Origin of the sequence: Motiliproteus sediminis, assembly GCF_017912535.1 — a bacterium.
Lineage (GTDB): Bacteria > Pseudomonadota > Gammaproteobacteria > Pseudomonadales > Balneatricaceae > Motiliproteus > Motiliproteus sediminis.
Genome location: NZ_JAERQK010000001.1, coordinates 474,464 through 489,768, shown reverse-complemented (window position 1 = coordinate 489,768; position 15,305 = coordinate 474,464). Strand labels below are relative to the sequence as shown.

Genomic DNA, 15,305 nt, shown 5'->3' with positions numbered 1-15,305 from the left:
CCGCATGAGCACAATTGAGAAAGCCTTGGAAAAACAGCGTCAACTTGCTGAAAAACTGCGCCAGAAGGAAGCGGATGCCGCCGCCCGAGCTAGCACGCAAATGCACCCTTTGGAGCCCCCCGCTCCGCCTTCACCACCAACTGTCGAGGTCGCTCCGCATCCTGCCGAGCCGATTAAAACAGAGGCGAACGAACAACCGTCTAGTGGGTTAGACAAACCGGTCATTGAGATTGACGTCGAGCGATTGGACGAACTGGGGTTTGTTACCCCTACGGAGCGTTTCAGTAAAATCAAAGAGGAATACCGATACATAAAACGCCCTCTGCTCAACAATGCATTCGGAGCAACGGCCTCCACATTGCGAAACCCCAACCTCATCATGGTGTCGAGCAGTTTCTCCGGCGAGGGCAAAACCTTCACCGCAGTCAATCTCGCGATCAGCATGGCGCTGGAGCAGGACCGGAACGTCCTGCTAATCGACGCCGACGTTGTTCACCCCCATGTATGCGAGCGTCTCGGGATCGAGGAAAGACCGGGATTGCTCGATTTTCTGCGTGGTAACCTGGAAGTTACCGACATCATTTACGACACCAGCATTCCCAAACTAAAACTAGTGACCGCAGGCACCCGGCACCATCATGCCAGCGAGATGCTGGCCAGTGAAAAGATGAAGCGACTGATGACGGAGCTGTCTACCCGCTACAGTGATCGGGTGGTGATTTTTGACACCTCGCCCTTGCTGGGTGCCAGTGAAACCAACGTACTGTCACAGAACGCAGGACAAGCAGTGGTTGTCGTCGAACAGGGGCGCACGACCCACCAACAATTGGAACAAGCACTCCGCCTGTTAAATCCGGAGATCGCCACCAATCTTATCCTGAACAAGTCCAACGCAGGGAGAAGCGAATACTATGGCTACTACTACGCCAACAACTAAGCCGGCCGGCGCTGCCGCGCTCTTTGGCAGTTTGTTGCTTATTAGTAGCGCTCCTGCACTAGCCGCCAAGGACTGGAACATATCCCCCTCGCTAGGCATCACAACAAGCTATACATCCAATCTCGAACTTACCGCGGACAACGAAATTGACAGCATGGTGCTCGATATCACTCCCGGGATTTCGTTCAATCGCCAAGGCGCGCGAGCAACGGTAAGTTTTGACTACAGCGCCCATATCATTGGATATAGCGCCAGTGAAGGAGACGACCGCATTGACCACCGGCTCAATACAGCACTGAGCACCGAACTGGTTGAAGAGCACCTGTTTCTCGATGCCCGAGCCAGCTACTCTCAACAACTGATTGACCGCCGCGATGCATCGAATGGCGACAACATTAACGCCTCTGATAGCTTCTCAGATACCGCCACTATAGTAATCACTCCGAGCTGGCGGCAGCGCATCGGCAAGTACACTGAAATTGGCGTCGAGGCCAGTTACGACGCTGTGCTGTTCCAGGATGCCAACGACGATAGCGAGGGCACGTCCTACAGCTTTTTCGTTGATACCGAAAACAGCCCCAGTAAACTGGTATGGGCTCTATCGGCCGGCCAGTCGAATTCCAATCCGGACCAATCTGACAGCATTAAAGAGGACAGTGCCAGGCTGACGCTTCGTTATCGCTTCAGCCCCCAGTTTGTTCCCAACATTACTGCTGGCTGGGTGGACAATCATCTCGAGTCGACAACCGATGACCGGGCCGATTCAGGCTCATTCTGGGGTGCAGGTCTGCAGTGGAGACCTAATCCACGAAATACCGTTGACCTTTCCTACAATAGCCGCCTGCAAACCAACAACAGCTACGGCCTAACTTATCAACACCGACGCAAGCACAGTACCTGGTCGTTGGTTTATCAAGAAAGCATCAGTAGTATTCGACAACAACTCCTTGATGGTGTCAGCATCGGCTCCCTGATCTGCCCGCCGGGAAGCGTTGATTTCGACCAGTGTACCTTTGTAGACAGTCAGACTACCGTCGTACCTCAGCCCGGTGATCAAGTCTTTGATGTCAATGTACCGGTGGCGTCTTTGGTTAACGACCGCTTTATTCAACAGACGACCCGCGCCAACATTGTTGCAGGGAAAGGGAAAAGCCGCATTACCACAGGTATTTTCTACAGCGAACGCGAATTCCAGGCCACTGCTGAAACAGAGCAGGAACAAGGTATCGATATGGGCTGGTCGTTACGGCTAAGCCGCCGAGGAACAGCGTCTGCCAACTGGAACTGGTCAAAGCTTGAGTCAGACGGTGTGCCAAACGATTATTTTAGCCGCATAAGCGTTTCCTATGATCGTAGACTAACCCCGAAGTCGTCACTCACCGGCTCAGTACGATATAGTGAACGCCATTCTGGGGACGCCACCCGAGAGTTTGAAGACTGGACGGCTGTAGTAAGCTTCAGAAAGACCTTTTGATCAGGTAATTGACGATGTACGAATCTCATTTTGGTCTGCTGACCAAACCCTTTCAGTTGCGGCCTGATCCCGATTTCTTTTTTTCCAGCAGTGGCCATAAACGCGCACTCTCCTATCTACAGTACGGGCTGACTCAGGGAGAAGGCTTTATCGTCGTTACCGGAGACATCGGCACCGGTAAAACCACGCTGATGCGCAGCCTGCTTGAAAGCATCACCCACGACAACATCATCGCCGCTCAGTTGGTTACCACCAAACTCGAAGCGGATGATCTGCTGCGCATGATCTGCAGTGCCTTCAACCTGCCGGCCGAGAACAAGCCCAAAGCTGTGTTGTTGCAGCAGTTTGAAACCTTCCTGCGCCAGGTCCACGACACCGGCAAGCGGGTACTGCTGATTGTTGACGAAGCTCAGAACCTGCCCGCCAGTGCGCTGGAAGAGTTGCGCATGCTATCCAACTTTCAGCTTACTGACGCTCCGTTGCTGCAAAGCTTCCTGCTGGGTCAGCCAGAGCTACGCAACATTATCCAGGACCCGAGCATGGAGCAGTTTCGGCAACGGGTCATCGCCTCTTGCCACCTGCAACCACTCAAGCCTGAAGAGGTGAAAGATTACATTGTGTGGCGCCTTACGGTGGCGGGCTGGGCGCAGAACCCACGCTTCACTGAATCATGCTTCGCGGCGATCTACAGTCACACGGGCGGGGTACCGCGCAGAATCAACGTCTTCTGCGATCGTTTGCTACTGCTGTGTTTTCTTGAGGACATTCTGCAAATAACCCCCGACACCATCCGCACCGTGGCGGAAGAGCTGGCGGAAGAGCTCTCCGCGGACCCAATCATCGAAAAAAGCGACGCGGCTAGCGCAGTAAAGCCGGCTAATTCCGCCCTGCAAAGCGGAGGAGACAATGGACCGACACTGGACGAGGTAGAAGCAGTACGCAAGAAGCTTGTTTACGTTAACGCGTACCTTAATGAGAGCCTGGAGGAACGGATCGAGCTACTGAAGTTGCTCGACAAAAAACTGAAACAACGAATCAATCTGGTCGTAAATCGTAACGACTGACCGCTCTCTAGCCCTGAAACTCTTGCTCTTCGCGTTGCTTGCCGTTAGTCCACTGCAAATAGCTTTTGCGGACAAGATGAGGCACCAGCAGGTGTAAAGGCAACCGTAAATGATGCCCGCGCAGATAAAGAACAAAACGCGCAAGGCGTGTTGTTACTCCCAAACAGGAGGGGTGCTGAGGCGTAGTTGCCAGCTTAAAACATTTAGCGACGACCTGATGCCGCCAGCTTTGCTGCAACCAGCGTCGGACGTGATCTTGGATAACTTCCGGCAGCTCATGGTTTAAGATGCTTTGCAGCGCACTCAAAGCAAGATAAAGCGGCTCCTGTAAACCCAGCAGCTGGGCTCTCTCAAGCAACCGCTCCCAGAAATCCTGTTTGCCCGCATACGTCTGCAACAACCCGCGTAGATCAACCAGATTCCGCAACCCGCGATCAAACTCGCCATCACCGAATTGGTGGGTGGCACAATGGAGCACCATATCCTCCGAGCATAGGGTATACACCTCGGAGGCGAGCCCGGAAGCACGCTTTTCCCGCAACAACAGTTCAGGGTTAGGCTGATAGCGCCCCTTACGCGGGAAGATGGTGAAATGCATATCGAGATTGGTAAATCGATAAGCGTTCCTCATGGGCGGGAGCTCATGCGACCACTCACGATAGAAACGCTGATCGTATTCATCCTTCTGTTCGAATAGCCAACCGTGGCGCTGCAGCGCAGCAGTTATCACCGCTAGTTTGTCTTCCGGCACCAGTATATCGACATCGCCATAGAGGCGAGCGTCGCTATACGGCAACCGTGCAGCGAGGTAGGCCGCACCTTTTAACAACACCAACGAAGCGTGCACTTCCCGCAACGCCGCACTCAGGCAGCCAATCTCCCACTCCATTGAAAGATGATGGCTTGCGGCTACGTTAGCCGCCGCCTCTACCCGCCACCGGAGATGTTCAGGAACCTGATCAATCAATTGGTACTGCTTTAGCACCGCTATTGCGTAGGGCCATAATGCGGAGCCATCCGCTTGGCGCACAAACAGGCTCCATTGTTCAGCACTGAAATCAGCGACCACATCAGGATGGGCAAGAAATCGGATCAATAATGGCTTGTTCACACCGCGCCCTCGGCGGCAGACTCTTCTATCAGTGCCAGAGCAGTATCCAAATCTGAAAACTCGAGCCCAAAACAACGAGCTTGGCTGACCACAGACCCCACCGTGTCAAACCCCTGCTCTGCCAGCACACCGTAGTTGAAGGCGTTTTTAATCAGCGCCAATGCTGCCTGACCTTGCGTTATCGAGGTCAGTTCGGTCTTCACCGCCGGGACATAGCGAGGGAGAATCACGCGTCTCAATACGGCCCGGTTTTTCATCTGCTGAATGGATACTGAGGGCGGTCGCAGCTGGGCTACCGTCCCTTTAATCGTGTTAGGGATCGGCGCAGACAACTGGTCTGACGCACAGCGGGAACGGATAATGGCAATTGACTCATTCTTCAAACTGATCGGGCGAGGCAACGGGCGCATACTGCCGTCTTTCGGGTCAATAACAATCATCTCATCTGAGAGCAGCCGCCAGCCTCTCAACACAAGACCCGCGCACAGGGTACTTTTTCCGCTACCCGATGTTGCCGGCATCACCAGGCCAACCCCATCGCGCTCCAAAGCCGCACCATGGATGACCAATAAATGATGAGCAGAGGTGGAAAAACAGTAGTTCATCCCCCACTCCAGCAACGCAACCGCCTGCGCTTGCGGCAACGGCTTTAGCGGGTAGTCACCGTCAAAACTGAACCAACTGATCGGCCGGATCCAACGACGAAACAAGCCTCGTGGGCCTAGATAAACAGGGAAGTCGGCACAGTGCGGCCGCGTTATTAGCGGGTAATCCCGATAGAGGTCTGCGAGGGCTACCGCAACGCGAGCAAGCGGACTACGCACCGAAAAACTGAAGTTGCCGACTTCAAAAGCAAGTCCCTGGTGTCGAAGCGCTCTTTCTACTTGCGCGTTAGAGAGTTCTTTAATCTGCAACGTAGCGGCTAACCAATCCTGATTTCTGCAAGTGCTCAAGATAAGCGATAAGTTGCTGCGACTCCAGACGTTCCTCGCCCCGATGCTGATTTAGCGCGGAGAGACAGTCGGCCAAGCTAGAGGCCTGTTGCCAAAGATGTGTAATCAGGGAAAAAGCGGTGAGATCGATCAGCCACGTGTCACGAGACAAACGGTGGTAAAGCAGCACCTCATCGTCAAGCACCGCATGGCTGTATTCAGCGACAGAGCCAACAGCTTGCCAGCGACAGTCAGACTCCTGCATAGGTCAGAGTTAATACGGCCACTGGGTTCCGGGCGCTTGGCTGTTGTCGAGGGGGCAAACAACCCCTTCCATACCGTAGATATCAAACTCGTTTTTGACTGCATTCATTGCGCTTTTGTAAGCCCTACGGGCAGAACGGCTATTACCGCCCGGCGGTGTACCACCGTTATACGCCGTGCGGAAGGCTTCTATCACCTGCAAGGAGGTCACACCAAAGCCTTCAGTCACCACGCCACTGCGGGTGCGATAGCCCCACAGGGCAACGTGGGAATTCAGCAGTGCCGAGACCGCATGCCACGCCAGTTGCTGCTTGGCATCCTCGTAGATGCCATCCCACTGGCCAGGAATCCACTGCCCCTGGGCGACCTGCCCAAGGGTCAATCCAGATAGTGAATCATCAACCCACTCTGGACCTATTCCAGCGTAAAAAACGGACTTGAACAAAGTGTTAGGCGTGTAGGTATCCGTGGGCCAGGCATCTCCGCCACGATTGGCTAGATTAGCCCCCCAAAACCCGGGAGAGCATCCAAAAATGCAGGTTTGGAAGAGATCAGGGTGGTGGGACAGGTGCGTCGCAGAACCCAATCCAGAGGCCGTACATTGCATTCCGTTACCCAGCACCGGTCGACTTGCCACTCCCAAGACTATCGGCGCGGCTGCCGCACCCTTGATCAGCCTCCGCCGGGACGAGGATTCAGGCTGTTGCTTCTTGCCACCAGAAATCTGATCCTTGTTTTCGGCCGTCATATTGACACCATCCACCATCTGTTTATGTTGCTTCGCGCTTGCAAACTGCAGTTCAGCTCACGCTACTAGCACTTAATGCAAAAACCAAGCCCAACTAAAAAACTATTTTCAAACAGCCACCTAACAAATGCAACGGCTGTGTGGTGTAAAAATATCTGACACTATTTTCAGACTAAGCCTCCGTAGTGAGACCATGTTTTTCCATCAAACCATACAACGTTGGGCGGGTAATACCGAGCAGCTCTGCCGTCTTGGAAACATTAGAACTACTCAGGCTAAGAGCCTTCAGCACCAAGCGCCGTTCAACCTCTTCACGGGCTTGTTTCAGGTTGAGCGGCAAACCGTTATCATCGCCACCATCAACCAAGCCCATGTCCTGCTCTGATATAAGGCCGGTATCGCACATGATAGCAGCGCGCTTGACCTTATTTTCCAACTCGCGAATATTGCCAGGCCAGGCGTAGCTGCTTATCGCGCGGCATGCCCCGTCAGTAAAACCTTTGGCGGCACCACCAAGATCTCCAGCAATGCGGCTAAGAAACGCCCGTGCGATCAGTACCGCGTCCCCGTCACGCTGCCGCAACGGCGGGATATTGATCACAAACTCACTTAATCGGTAGAACAGGTCCTCGCGAAAACTACCTTGAGCGATGTGTTCTTCAAGGTTCTGATGGGTGGCACTGATAATCCGCACATCCACCTCTATCTCTTCCCGCCCGCCAATACGCTCAATGGTCTTTTCTTGAAGAAAGCGTAACAGTTTGGCCTGCAGACCGATCGGCATATCACCGATCTCGTCAAGAAACAGGGTACCGTTATGAGCCAGCTCGATCTTGCCCAAGGTCTGCTTGACCGCGCCGGTAAAGGCACCTTTTTCGTACCCGAACAGCTCGCTCTCCAGCAAATTTTCGGGGATGGAGGCGCAATTAATAGCTACGAATCGACCTTCGCTACGATCACTCATTTGGTGAAGAGCCCGTGCCAAAACCTCCTTCCCGGTCCCACTTTCACCGAGCAGCATGGCACCAATATTGGTTGGAGCGATCCGCTCTACCATTTTGCACACCTGCGCCATGGCATCCGATGTACCTATAACCCCTTGTAAAACCGAGCCTCCGGCCTGCGCCAAACGCCGGTTATCTTCTTCCAGCTGTCGCAACCGGAACGCACGTTGAACAATAAAACCGAGCGTTTCGGGCTCAATGGGTTTGTGGTAGAAATCGTAAGCGCCCATCCCAATGGCCGTTACCGCATTACTGTGATCGTCATTACCAGTGATGACGATCACTTTGGCATTCGGGTGGAGGGCCAGAATCTGCTCTAAGGCTGCCAGGCCTTCTGTCGCATTGGCCAGATCAGGAGGCAACCCCAAGTCAAGCGTAATAACATCCGGTTCATGCCGGCGAACCTCTTTGATGGCATCTTCACGGTTATCAGCAAAAACCAGCTCATAACCCTCCAAGCACCATTTCATCTGCTTTTGCAGGCCGAGATCGTCTTCAACAATTAACAGTGTTTTGCGTTCCTTATCCTTGGCCACCGACAACTCCTAGCTCAGACTGCAACCTCGCATTGGGCAACAGTAAGGTAAATGTAGACCCTTTTCCTAGCTTACTCTCAACCTGCAGTTCTCCCTGGTAAAGACGGGCGAACTGGCGAGCTTCGAATACCCCAATCCCCATTCCCGCACGCCCTTTAGTGGACACAAACGGTTTAAACAAGCCACTGCGCATGAACTCAGCGCTCATACCCGCCCCGCTATCAGCAACCACAAAACCAACCATGGATCCCTCACACACCACCGAGAGTACCACACTGCCGTCACTCGGCGTGGCATCTTGAGCGTTCTGCACCAGATGGCAAAGCGCGGCCAACAAACGATCCCGGTCCACCTCAACAAAGCAGCTCTCAGCAACAGCGTCCAACTGGGGCACCGGAGCCCCCCCTGCCTGTGCTGCCAGAACCTCACGAGCGATCTCACCGGCATCAACCTGAACCTCGGGGCCGGGCTCAGCCCCCTGCTTCAACTGAGACAGCATTCGATTCATCCGCCCGACCGCGTTGGACAGCGTATCCAAGGCATCATCTACAAATTCCGGATTGCGCCGGTGCCGCTCGGCATTGCGCACCACCAGCGACAGTTGGGCCACCACATTCTTGATGTCATGTACCACGAAGGTGGACAACTGATTGTACGCTTCAAACTGCCGGGCATTGGCTAGCGATTCCGTCAATTTTCGCTGGGCCAACAAAGACGCCACCTGGCCTGCCAAGGCCTTAAGCAGATCGTGATCTTCCCAGGTCACTGAACGCTCTGTTCGCGGCTCCGCCAACGCCACCATCCCGTAGAGGTGTTGCTGATGAATGAGGGGCACCAGCAGCCATAAACGTGGCTCATCCAGCAATTCCTTTGGCAGCTCTAGCCCTTCGTAACGCTCGGGATGCCGGCGGTATTCCGGCACATTAATAACCCACTCCTGCTCGAGGCAATACTGCAACAGGCCACCATCGCCATCGTCCAGCAAAGGCATATCCAACGCCAGACTCCAGTGAGCTTTCGGCATCAGCGCGCCCTCATCCTCAATCCAGATAGCCCCTCCGGTACTGTCTATGGGCTCAGCAATACCCAGTACCAACTGGACATAGCTGTCATCGTCAATTTTGAGCGCGGCAAAGCGCGCATTTGCACGCATCCACTGCTCTCTGTAGTCGTACTTGTAAGACAGGAAATGCTTGCTGATCCAGACTGCGAGCAGCGAGCGGTACCGCCCGGACATCAACACTATGGTCAGCAGCGACAACGACAACACGACAAAGACCACTTGAACGGCATTGCCAAGCCCGCTCCCAAACCAGCGCAGGTAATAGCCGACCAGGGCCATAACCACCAGGTAAACCCCGGCGAGCAACAAGCTACTGGTGAAAAAAACCGCCCGGTGAGACAGACGATTTTCTCGACTCCAATCACGGCAGCGGGCAACACTAATCGCAACCAGGGGCGCCATCGCCGCATATATCCAGCCGCGGGCTTCCCATAGATCGGCATCAAGTCCCTTGAACAGCAGCGCCTCGGAGTAAAGCAAAAAATCGCTGACAAACATCACCGCAATCGCCACGCAGAGGAATTTGACCCCCCAACGATGTTCGACCCCAAGCCGACGGTACCATTGCTCCAGCAGAACAAGCGTAATCAGCGACAAACTAAAGGGCGCGCCGAAGGCCGTCATCGCCGCCGCCGTCGGCGTCAGTACGCCAAGGCTGGAAAGCGTATTTGCTAACAACAGCAAAACCACCCAGCCAGCAAAGCCCCATAACCAATGGTTTCTCCAGAAAGAAGCGTTACTGGATTCGGGCCCCGCAACCACGATCAAACGACCAAGTAGCAACGACCAGCTGGCACCTCGCAGCACATCCAGAAAGGTCTGATTCGTCGGGTTGAAGTGACTACTGCCGCCTACAAACCCAAGGTAGCCGCCCCAAGCGGCCGTTAACAGCAGTGCAGCTATTAGCCAGGCGCCCTGTAATCGCCCTCGCCACAAGAACAGGGTGAGCAGCGTCACCAAACCGAAACAAAACAGCGTAGCCAGATAACCGATCTGCACAATATGACTCCTAAACCGGAATGGCTGGGCTAGCGCTCCAGCGACTCCAGCAGTTCCTTGAGATGTCTAACCGGAATCGCGAAACTGATGCCGCTGGGTTGACTCAAAACATCCTCTTTGGTCGCTTTGACATAGACCTGATTAAGCACACCGACTACTTCACCGGTTTCAATTCGATACAAAGGACTGCCGCTGTTACCCGGATATGCCGTGGCATCGAGCTGATACACCCTGACCGGGTCTTGCAGCCGTTTGATTTTTTTAGGACTAAGCTGCTTGGCCTGATCCACCGGAATCGCCATCGGCGTGATACTTGAAAGCAGTCCGCGATGAGTCACCGGATAAAGCCCAAGCACCCCGCCTATAGGGAAGCCAGTGAACGCAAACAGCTCCCCTTCCCGAACATACTCGCGCTGGTCCAACTTGACCGCTGGTAATTGGTGATCAAAAGCAACCAGCGCCAAGTCGTGCTCCCCATCCACGGCAACAACTTTTGACGCAATCATTTTATCGACCCCATCGACCTTTGCCACCACAACCAGACGCTCGCGATCCTCCAAATTAACGGCCTTGGGAATGACGTGGGCATTTGTTGCGGCCAGGCGTCCGGTACTAACCACAAATCCGGTACCGAGAAGTTTGACCGGGGGGCGCCGAGTGGCTTGATAGGTTGCAACAGCGACAATAGAGGGCTTGATGGCAAGTAGCGTGTCAGGCAGAGCGGCGCCCACCGCATTCGAGGTTAACAGCAACAGCAGCGACAACAGCCGTCCCGGCGCGACAATCCGTATTGTCCGCAGCGTCAAAGCCACTCCCCTAGCCATACTCAATGCTGTTGCAACCACTTGTTACAGCGACTCCAACAGTTTTAATGCGGCATCTCGCTGAGGAAACGGCTTATCGCCAATCCGCTGTAGCACCCTCTTCGCCTCGTCGCGGGCATTCGTGCGCAGCAATGCCTGCGCGTAGTGATAACCGATTACCGGGTTTTCCGACTGCGCCTCAAATGCCGGCTTGAGCACTTGCAGCGCCTCTTCAAACCTATCAACAGCCAACAGAATCTGGCCGTAGGTATCGGCTATTTCCGGGGTATTCGGCCTCAGTTCATAAGCCCGTTGAGCGTAGGTTAGTGCTTCAGATGATTTCCCTTGATCATTGAGCGTCCAGGCGAGATTGTTCAGGGCGATAAAGTTATCGGGCCGTTCTTTAATCAACTCTTTGTACTGCGAGATTACAAACCCAACATCCGCACTACCTTTGTCGGCTACCACAATACTCTCGAGATAAACCCGCACGCTGTGATCATCAGGGTGTTTTTCAAGCCAGTCTTGAAGTAGTTGAACGACGGCTTCTCGCTCACCATACTTCTCTTCTAACCGCACCAGTCGCATCAGCGTATTCTGGCTAGGCGACAGTTCAAAGCTCCGTCGAATATGGGCAATCCCCTCTCGCGGTTTACCCAACTGAATCAGATACTGCCCCTGCAGTCGTTCGATCGCCGCATCAGCTCCATATTTCTGGGTATATGCGCCGACCTGACGCTGAGCCTCTTCCGTCTGATTATTTCCATAAAGCAACTTGATCAGCGCCAGCGAGAGCTTGCGCACCTCCACGCGGTTAGCAATACCTGACTTCAACACCTCCTGAGCCTCGTTACGCTTGCCGGTTTCATCCAGCACTTTCGCTACGGCGAGATAAGCCTCAACATCGTCCGGAGAGCGATACAACCACTCACGGTACTCAACCAACGCTTTTTCCAGCTGTCTGTGCGCCAGATACACAAAGCCGGCCAGTCGCTTGTTCCGGGGATAGAGTCGATCACCACTGCCAATCTGAGCAAGCAGTTCCAGCGCGGCCCGGTTACGCCCAAGCTTTAACTCTTCCGTAGCCTGCAAATAGATGTACGGAGAGGCATCGTCGTTGGCTTTTTTTGCATCGGCTATCAATTTGTCGGCTTTATCTACAGCCCCCTGTTGGCGATACAACCTGTAGAGCGCGATATTCGCCTGCAGATTCAGCGGGTCCAAAACCAACGACCGCTGCAGTGCTTCCTGCGCTTGACCGTCGTTCCCGGCACGCAGATGAACCGTTGCCTGCATTAACACTGGGTCAACGTTGGCAGGAAATCTCTGCTCCGCCTGCTGCAAAGTTGAAGCCGCGGCATCGAAGTGGCCTGCGCGCAGCTGTATATCAGCGGTCAGCAGGTAGGAATCCAGCTGGTCAGGCGCCAATTGCAGCAACTCAGAGATAGTTGTTATGGCAAGCGCTGTTTGCTTCTGGTCCAGGTATTCTCGAGCAAGCGCCGCTCTGGCCCAAACCGACGATGGATTACTCTCAAGGGCCGCCTGCAGGTCTGCCACCCCGGAGCCATCGTTCAACTTGTTGAGTTTGAGTATGCCAAGCTTCACCAACGCCGACTCATCATCAGAGAACAGGGCGGACTCCTGTTCAAAGACCTTGACCGCGTCGCTAAACTTGCCCTGCTTAACGTATTCAGCCCCGACTCCCGAGATTACATCTTGATCGAACTCAGTCTCACCACTGATATTTTTCAGAATAAGCTCAGTGCTGTTCGCCGCTCCTAACTTAACCCGCGTGAACTCAAGCATTTTAAGGGCAGGATGATCCTCTTCCAACTCGTTCTTTATGCCTTCGAAGTTACGATATGCCTGCTCCCATTGCTCAAGATAAAAACTGGCAATACCGTTGACCAGCTTGGCTTCGGTATACGCTTCAGTGACGGCCAGAACAGCGGCTGAATGGGCACGAGCTGATTCCCAATCACCACCATGCAAGCTGATCCTGGCTTTCAGCATATTGACTGCTGGGTGCTTAGGGAGCACCCGCAGTAGCTCGTCTACGCCTTTTTCTGCTGCTGCGTAGTCAGCGTTCAAGATCTGCAGTTGGGCCTTATCTAACGCAATATCGAGCCGGCGTGGCTGCAAAGCACTGGCAGCGTCTATGGCTGCAACCGCAGGTTCATAGTCGCTCTGAATGGTCAAAATGCGGCTTTTTAACAGCAGCGCCTCGAAATCATCCGGCGTCGCGGCCAAAACAGACTGCACCTGTGCAAGTGCGTTATCGGCCTGCCTGTCCAGCAATGCCAGATAAGCGGCAGCGAGCTCATGATATCCGCCCTCGCCTGAAGCCGCCGTGCGCATGAATTGCTGACGTGATTCATCAACTCGTTTTTCAAACAACAATGCAACGCCCCGGTAGTAACGCATCTCGGCGGGAAGCTCCAAAGCAGAATCATCAAACGCTGTGACGAGTTCAATTAGCTCGGGGTATTTCTTTTGCTGAATCAACGACCGGGAAAGATACAAATGAGGATCAAGCGTGTCACCTATCAAATCGACCGCTTTACGCAGCTCTTTTTCTGCCGCCACCCATTCGCCACTTTCGAGGTAAAAACGCCCTAGCATCAATCGCGCTCCACCGTTTTGCGCATCTTTCTGCAAAGCATTTTTGATCTCTATGACGTAGCCCTCTTTATCGCCCTGCGCTAAGCGTTCAGTCGCGCTGCGCAGATGATCCTCAGCACTCTTCTCTGCGCCGCAGCCGCTCAAGAGAACAGACACGAGAAGCAACACCAAAACCGACAAACTGCTTTTATTCATTCGAAGGCCAAATACACATGGGGTTGGATGGAACGTATAGGCTTGCATGTAAAATTCCCTTTGATTACAAGTTGCCGGCACAAAGTCATCGTAGGCATAGTCTAGCCGGCATTACCACCGGGCTCTTAATAATCTTGCCAGATTTCCGTTGGCCCCGCTGCGGCCGTAGGTCGGTCCTCCATCGAGCGCATAAGCGGCGTGTTTCAGACACAGCTAGCCTCCCGCCTCAATCAACAACAAAACCGCTACTCGAGACGCACCAGATAAGTGTCGGTTTTTTTTACAACAAAGCACGACCCCAAACCACCACTAGCAACTATCTATATGTTTTTAATGAATTTTAAAAACTTGGCCTGATAGTTGTATTTGTTTAGGCGTGACGAGGACCCTGAACATTTCGGAACTCTCGGTTCTTACCAAGCGCATAAACGGAAGGAACATTAACATGAAAGCACTCAGCAAAAGCCTCATCGCCGCTGCTATTCTGGCAGGAGGAGCATCCACGGCTAACGCCTCTCTGCTTACCTTCGACGACACAAGTCTGGGCGGAGACAATATTTTCGAGTTCGATGAGATGTCAATTAGTGACGTTGGCGGCACATCGACAATTACCCAAACTGACACCGACGGTGATGGTACCCTTGACGGCGATACCTTCATCGAACTGGGCTTGACCTCAGCCATCCGGTTTAATCTGAATGGCGCACCGCTGACTGATGCCACCACAGGCTTGGTAACGGAGTACGAGATCCTTTTTGATGTCAATCTCGCAGGTGACGCCGATGCTACCGCTGTTGATGTTGACGCGGACACCATTCCTGACTTCCTGCTGCTGACAGCAACCTTCAACAACACCAGCGCCATTGACGTCTATTACGACACCGACCTGACCACTGGTTTGCAAGGTGGCGCTACCAAGATCGGCGAAATGACCCTCGGGTCCGGTCTCTGCTCGGTAACCGTAACGGTCGCTACCGGCGATGAAACCGGCGGCTGTGATATCAACTTCGAATTCACACTGCTGACTACCGGACTGATGTCATACAACGGCACCAGCCTTGACTTGCTGCCGCCCAACGTCTCAGTTCAGGGTAACTTCGACATCAACGTTGACGAACTGGATCCTGGCTTCGAGTTCATCTATCCGGGCGGTCCGGGCACCTCACAGGTTACTGGCGTCTCCCATGACGGCACCGCTCGCATCAATGTTCCTGAGCCTGGTAGTCTGGCCCTTATCGGTATTGCACTCCTCGGTGTAGCGGGAGCGGCACGCCGTAAGAAAGCCTAACTAAGGCGACAGAGTTCCGAAATATTTAAAAAGCCCACCTTCTGGTGGGCTTTCTTTTATCCAACAACAATGCCGCCAACGCAGATATCAGAAGTAGCCAGCGCCTCAGACTCGCTGCTGGTCGCCTATCAGCCACATGGTTAGTGGCTGAATACTGAGTTGATAACCGAATTGCTGCAATGACAGACGTTGCCGAAGTGTTACGGCCGCCAAGCCTAGCCGCAAATATTGCAGCCCGCCCTGTATGACCCGCGATATCGATCAC

The 15,305-nt window shown here is 53.8% G+C and carries 12 protein-coding genes; 4 read left to right on the top strand and 8 right to left on the bottom strand.

Annotated features, from left to right (window positions below; all coding sequences use genetic code 11):
* The first annotated feature begins 4 nt into the window (after positions 1-4).
* From JJQ76_RS02335 to JJQ76_RS02325, 3 genes are read left to right on the top strand one after another with little or no spacing between them, the layout of a single operon-like run.
* The gene (locus tag JJQ76_RS02335) at positions 5-937 is read left to right on the top strand and encodes an XrtA-associated tyrosine autokinase (protein WP_210395010.1); all 933 of its coding nucleotides are present in this window, start codon (positions 5-7) and stop codon (positions 935-937) included.
* Positions 912-2,411, top strand: coding sequence for a TIGR03016 family PEP-CTERM system-associated outer membrane protein (locus JJQ76_RS02330; RefSeq protein WP_210395009.1), 1,500 nt, complete (start codon positions 912-914; stop codon positions 2,409-2,411). The genes JJQ76_RS02335 and JJQ76_RS02330 overlap by 26 nt, the downstream gene beginning before the upstream one ends.
* A gap of 14 nt (positions 2,412-2,425) precedes the next feature.
* The gene (locus JJQ76_RS02325) at positions 2,426-3,475 is read left to right on the top strand and encodes an XrtA/PEP-CTERM system-associated ATPase (protein ID WP_210395008.1); all 1,050 of its coding nucleotides are present in this window, start codon (positions 2,426-2,428) and stop codon (positions 3,473-3,475) included.
* Between the two features lie 7 nt (positions 3,476-3,482).
* Here JJQ76_RS02325 and JJQ76_RS02320 read toward each other — a convergent pair whose 3' ends face one another.
* The 8 genes from JJQ76_RS02320 to prsT all read right to left on the bottom strand — a co-directional run bounded on the left by JJQ76_RS02320 (position 3,483) and on the right by prsT (position 13,800).
* Positions 3,483-4,586 carry a nucleotidyltransferase domain-containing protein gene (locus JJQ76_RS02320; RefSeq protein ID WP_210395007.1) on the bottom strand — a complete coding sequence of 368 codons (1,104 nt, stop codon included), beginning with the start codon at positions 4,584-4,586 and terminating at the stop codon, positions 3,483-3,485.
* Entirely contained in the window at positions 4,583-5,500 is a 918-nt protein-coding gene (locus tag JJQ76_RS02315; protein ID WP_210395006.1) for an HprK-related kinase A, read from the bottom strand. Before JJQ76_RS02315 ends, JJQ76_RS02320 begins: the two co-directional genes overlap by 4 nt.
* Positions 5,490-5,783 (bottom strand): hypothetical protein, encoded by a 294-nt coding sequence (locus JJQ76_RS02310; RefSeq protein ID WP_210395005.1) that lies wholly within the window; start codon positions 5,781-5,783, stop codon positions 5,490-5,492. Before JJQ76_RS02310 ends, JJQ76_RS02315 begins: the two co-directional genes overlap by 11 nt.
* 9 nt (positions 5,784-5,792) lie before the next feature.
* A complete protein-coding gene (locus JJQ76_RS02305; protein ID WP_210395004.1) occupies positions 5,793-6,548 on the bottom strand; it encodes a twin-arginine translocation signal domain-containing protein in 756 nt (251 codons plus the stop codon).
* A 154-nt stretch (positions 6,549-6,702) separates the two neighbouring features.
* On the bottom strand, positions 6,703-8,070 hold the full coding sequence (gene prsR, locus JJQ76_RS02300) for a PEP-CTERM-box response regulator transcription factor (RefSeq protein ID WP_343232465.1): 1,368 nt from the start codon (positions 8,068-8,070) through the stop codon (positions 6,703-6,705).
* Entirely contained in the window at positions 8,057-10,132 is a 2,076-nt protein-coding gene (prsK, locus tag JJQ76_RS02295) for an XrtA/PEP-CTERM system histidine kinase PrsK (protein WP_210395002.1), read from the bottom strand. The genes prsR and prsK overlap by 14 nt, the downstream gene beginning before the upstream one ends.
* 29 nt (positions 10,133-10,161) lie before the next feature.
* Positions 10,162-10,896, bottom strand: a complete 735-nt coding sequence (locus JJQ76_RS02290) for a S1 family peptidase (protein ID WP_246480025.1) — start codon at positions 10,894-10,896, stop codon at positions 10,162-10,164.
* A gap of 84 nt (positions 10,897-10,980) precedes the next feature.
* Positions 10,981-13,800, bottom strand: coding sequence for an XrtA/PEP-CTERM system TPR-repeat protein PrsT (gene prsT, locus JJQ76_RS02285; protein ID WP_210395001.1), 2,820 nt, complete (start codon positions 13,798-13,800; stop codon positions 10,981-10,983).
* Positions 13,801-14,197: 397 nt separating this feature from the next.
* Between prsT and JJQ76_RS02280 the strand changes: the two genes are divergently transcribed.
* The gene (locus tag JJQ76_RS02280; RefSeq protein ID WP_210395000.1) at positions 14,198-15,040 is read left to right on the top strand and encodes a PEP-CTERM sorting domain-containing protein; all 843 of its coding nucleotides are present in this window, start codon (positions 14,198-14,200) and stop codon (positions 15,038-15,040) included.
* Positions 15,041-15,305: the final 265 nt, after the last annotated feature.

Bases quoted from the DNA above. Each gene is read 5' to 3' on its own strand.
- JJQ76_RS02335 (WP_210395010.1), top strand. From the start codon at position 5: ATGAGCACAATTGAGAAAGCCTTGGAAAAACAGCGTCAACTTGCTGAA.
- JJQ76_RS02330 (WP_210395009.1), top strand. From the start codon at position 912: ATGGCTACTACTACGCCAACAACTAAGCCGGCCGGCGCTGCCGCGCTC.
- JJQ76_RS02325 (WP_210395008.1), top strand. From the start codon at position 2,426: ATGTACGAATCTCATTTTGGTCTGCTGACCAAACCCTTTCAGTTGCGG.
- JJQ76_RS02310 (WP_210395005.1), bottom strand. From the start codon at position 5,783: ATGCAGGAGTCTGACTGTCGCTGGCAAGCTGTTGGCTCTGTCGCTGAA.
- JJQ76_RS02305 (WP_210395004.1), bottom strand. From the start codon at position 6,548: ATGGTGGATGGTGTCAATATGACGGCCGAAAACAAGGATCAGATTTCT.
- prsT (WP_210395001.1), bottom strand. From the start codon at position 13,800: ATGCAAGCCTATACGTTCCATCCAACCCCATGTGTATTTGGCCTTCGA.
- JJQ76_RS02280 (WP_210395000.1), top strand. From the start codon at position 14,198: ATGAAAGCACTCAGCAAAAGCCTCATCGCCGCTGCTATTCTGGCAGGA.